This window comes from Dyella acidisoli, from assembly GCF_030160295.1.
Classification (GTDB): Bacteria; Pseudomonadota; Gammaproteobacteria; order Xanthomonadales; family Rhodanobacteraceae; genus Dyella_B; species Dyella_B acidisoli.
This window is the reverse complement of record NZ_BSOB01000058.1, coordinates 1-547: the sequence shown is the minus strand read 5'-3', so window position 1 is coordinate 547 and position 547 is coordinate 1. Positions and strand designations below refer to the sequence as shown.

1 protein-coding gene is annotated in these 547 nt (G+C 61.1%); it reads left to right on the top strand.

The window, feature by feature from the left end; translation table 11 throughout:
• Positions 1-97: 97 nt before the first annotated feature.
• Positions 98-547 (top strand): IS110 family transposase (locus QQJ86_RS20695; protein WP_284322879.1); only part of this gene is annotated, 450 nt, incomplete at its 3' end.

Genomic DNA, 547 nt, shown 5'->3' with positions numbered 1-547 from the left:
TAATTACATGGACTCGCCCCCGCGCTAAATAAGGCCTCATGGGCCAGCGGTGGAGAGTAAAACTATCCACCGTTCTGTAACGAGCGAGGGCGAGTCCATGAAACAGCGTACTCCCAATGAAGCGGCTGAGTTGGCCATCGATCTGGCCAAGCATGTGTTCGAAGTTGTGGCGGCCGATCGGTTCGGACAAGAGTGCTGGCACCGGCGCATTGGTTCGCGCAAAGCCTTTGAAAGCTTCCTTGATCGACTGAATGCGCCGATGTGCGTGGGCATGGAAACCGGCCCAGGTGCCCAAGCGTGGGCCCGTCGTTTGCTGGCGCGTGGCATCCGCGTGAAGGTTCTGCCGGCCAACAGCGTGAAGGCACACGGCCATCGCATGAAGAACGACCTCAATGATGCGCGCGCCATCTTGCGTGCTATGCACGATGGCGACATTCACGCGGTGCCGGTCAAGACGGTGGAGCAGTTGGCCCTGCAAGCGCAGCACCGGGCACGTGCAGGCTGGGTGAGCCGACGCACGCGGGTGTGCAACCAGTTGCGCAGCGTG